The sequence below is a fragment of the Coprococcus intestinihominis genome, assembly GCF_040096555.1.
Taxonomy (GTDB): Bacteria; Bacillota; Clostridia; order Lachnospirales; family Lachnospiraceae; genus Coprococcus_A; species Coprococcus_A intestinihominis.
Genome location: NZ_JBBMEK010000333.1, coordinates 1 through 3,048, shown reverse-complemented (window position 1 = coordinate 3,048; position 3,048 = coordinate 1). Strand labels below are relative to the sequence as shown.

The 3,048-nt window shown below is 39.5% G+C and carries 4 protein-coding genes; 3 read left to right on the top strand and 1 reads right to left on the bottom strand.

Annotated elements, in window-relative coordinates; genetic code table 11:
• Positions 1-34: 34 nt before the first annotated feature.
• Positions 35-445 carry an ATP synthase F1 subunit epsilon gene (gene atpC, locus WMO25_RS16670; protein WP_349086282.1) on the top strand — a complete coding sequence of 137 codons (411 nt, stop codon included), beginning with the start codon at positions 35-37 and terminating at the stop codon, positions 443-445.
• A 52-nt stretch (positions 446-497) separates the two neighbouring features.
• Here the strand turns inward: atpC and WMO25_RS16665 are convergent, their stop codons facing one another.
• Positions 498-1,481, bottom strand: coding sequence for an acyltransferase family protein (locus WMO25_RS16665; protein WP_349086281.1), 984 nt, complete (start codon positions 1,479-1,481; stop codon positions 498-500).
• Between the two features lie 252 nt (positions 1,482-1,733).
• On the opposite strand from WMO25_RS16665, the gene WMO25_RS16660 reads away from it, so the two are divergent.
• Both WMO25_RS16660 and WMO25_RS16655 read left to right on the top strand, forming a co-directional pair.
• Positions 1,734-2,825 (top strand): CDP-glycerol glycerophosphotransferase family protein, encoded by a 1,092-nt coding sequence (locus WMO25_RS16660; RefSeq protein WP_349086280.1) that lies wholly within the window; start codon positions 1,734-1,736, stop codon positions 2,823-2,825.
• Positions 2,826-2,849: 24 nt separating this feature from the next.
• The coding region (locus WMO25_RS16655) for an NTP transferase domain-containing protein (protein WP_349086279.1) at positions 2,850-3,048 on the top strand (199 nt) is incomplete at its 3' end.

The following is a 3,048-nucleotide window of genomic DNA, read 5'->3' as shown; positions in this document are numbered from 1 at the left end:
CTTGCCAAAGTGAAATAAGTCTGGAGGATGAGATATGGAAGCCTTGATGCAGCTGCAGATCATTACACCGGATCATCTGATGTGTGATGAATCTGTCAAAATGGTTGAAATGAGAACTGCGGAAGGCGAGATTGGCGTCCTTCCGGGACATATTCCGGTGACTGTCATGATGGCGCCGGGAGTTACTCATATCACAAAGGCTGACGGAAGTATCCGACATATTGCGATTCATGATGGTTTTGTAGAAATACAGCCAGACAAGATCAGCATCATGGCGGAAATTGCCGAATGGCCAGAGGAAGTCGATCTGGATAGAGCAAAAGCTGCGCTTTCCCGTGCGAGAGAGCGTATCACTAATCCAGGTCCGGATACGGATATTGCCCGCGCAAGACGTGCATGGGCCCGTGCCGCAGCTCGAATTGAATTACTTACCAGAGAGTGGTAAAAAAAGTCCCCGTATATCGGAAATGGTATGCGGGGATTTATTATTGTGTACATTAATTTTTGCCAGAAGAAAAAGATTTCTGGATTCCTTTAACCGGAAAAGCAAAAATTCTAGTGCTTAGGAGAAGAGTTAAAAGAATGCTGGTCAGTAGCCAGATTACTTTACCCGGTGCGGAGTCGGCCAGAAGTTTATCGGCGTGTATTCCGGTTAAGAAATAGATAAACGGATAATGCCAGAAAAAGACTTGAAGTGTACGGCTGCCGGCCTTTGTGATAAATGGCAGCTTTTTATTAGGAAAAATGCACATAAGACAAAAGCCTGCGATAATAGTTATCGCCATGCATAATGCCCTGTAAATAGGACCATAAAAGGCAAATATTTCATTAGATGCGAAGGAATGCTTGCCAGTGAAAAGCGCCAGTAAAAAAATAAGATGACCAGTTTGAGTCATGCACAAGATGCCCCAGCCAATAATACAGATAGCACCAATAATTTTGAGAACGGGACGTTGTGTGATAAACAATATTTTTTCTTTATTGGTTATTTGGCCAAGAAGATAAAATGGGTAAAATACGATAAATCTGGATAGATAAAGAAAGTTGCCCAATGACTCATCATAACCAGCAAAGCAAGCCAGAAGCGTGAACAAAATAAATAATGTGAAGGTATTAAAATCACGCAGGAAGTAGGAAACTGCTGTAAACATGGCCATAGCGAACATAAACCAAGGAAGTCCTGAATCGGACAACAAAGAGAAAGATGCTTTGTGAAAAAATATCATTCTGCATAATGCAAAAAGTATCTTCATCGAGAAACCAATTGCGATAAATGAAACGCAACGATTTTTTATATTATGGTTGCTGTGAAATAATCCTGCTAAATAAATGAAAAATGGCATATGAAAAGAATAGATAAATAAAAACAATCCACTCATCATATGAGAAGACTTAGTTATATAATCAATAAAATGCCCAATGACAACGGTGAGAATCAGAAAAAATTTTAAATTATCAAATAAAAAAATACGTTTTTCCATGCTTATCATGTTAACTCCTTTATGAAATAGACAGTTCATCTGTCTTATTAATTTTAGCATAATGATTCGATTGAAACAAAGGATACAAAATGTGTCAAAAAACTTACGATTCTATTTCTTTTGTGAAAACTTGCGTTATAATATCGTTATTAATTGGAAAATATGATATACTTCATAGTATTGAGACAATAAGTAAATGGATTAGAGGGCAATATAAGAATCATGGTATTTTTTATAAAACAGGTTATCAAGATGGCCTTTCAGCAAGTCATCTTGCCGATCGTATATAAGTTATATGCGGTAAAACCAATTAAACAGGGAACAATACTTTTGGCTGATGCACATCATGATGAGATACCGTTTAGTTTGATGGCATTGAAGGCAGCACTGGAGCAGCAGGAAGATTTGCATATAACAGAGATGTATTGGAATAATGAGCATTGTTCGGCAGGCCGGGTACTTCGGAATATGTTTGAATTCATGAAGTTATACGCTGTTTCACAGACGGTTGTGATCTGTGACAACTTTTTGCCGGCAGCATCATGCCGTAAGCGTAAAGGAACAAAGGTTATACAGCTGTGGCATGCCGGTGGTGCGCTGAAGAAGTTTGGTTATGACACGGCGGACGATATTCCGGCCTATTATAAAGGTAATGTTATGGCAAATTGCAACCTGGTCACAGTGAGTGCAAAGCGATGTATTGAACCATTTTCCAGCGCCATGCGGCTGCCGTGTCAAAGAGTCAAAGCAATGGGTATCAGCCGAACAGATCTTTATTTTGATGAGAATTTCAACAGAGAATGTCGGGAACATTTCTTTGAAGAATATCCGGAAGCAAAAGGCAAGAAAATTGTATTGTGGGCGCCGACATTCAGGGGAAATCCGGGAGTGGCCGGTGTCAAAGGACTGAAAGAAATTCAGAGAATCAGTGAAAAACTGAAAGCAACACATTATTTTATTATTAAGCTGCATCCGCATACGCAGGTTCATCTGGCAGGAAGTAACTGTGAGATTCTGACGGAAGAATTATTACCGGCGGCAGATGTCTTGATCACAGACTACTCGTCAATTCTCTTTGATGCGATGGTCTACAAGCTTCCTATTGTTCTGTTTGTACCGGATTTGGAAGAATATGTGGACAACAGGGGATTTTACCTGGATTACAGGGAGATACCGGGAATTCGAGCGCGGAATGAACAGGAATTAATAGAGATATTTACCGATCCATCTATGCTGGATGCTTCGGTTAATGAAGCCTATATGGCTTTTTATAGAAAATATATGGCTGCCTGCGACGGTCATGCAACAGAACGAATTATCAGATATATCAAGAGATATATGTAATGGAATAACAGGAGGAATTATTCAATGGCAAATAATATTTATGGCGTTATTCTTGCCGGAGGCAAGGGAACAAGAATGGGTAATGTAGAGAGACCAAAACAGTTTATGGAAGTTGGCGGGAAGCCGATTATCGTGCATACCATTGAGAAATTTGCAATTCATACAGAATTTGATAAAATTATTATCCTTTCACCAAAGGCCTGGATCTCTCATACCAATGATC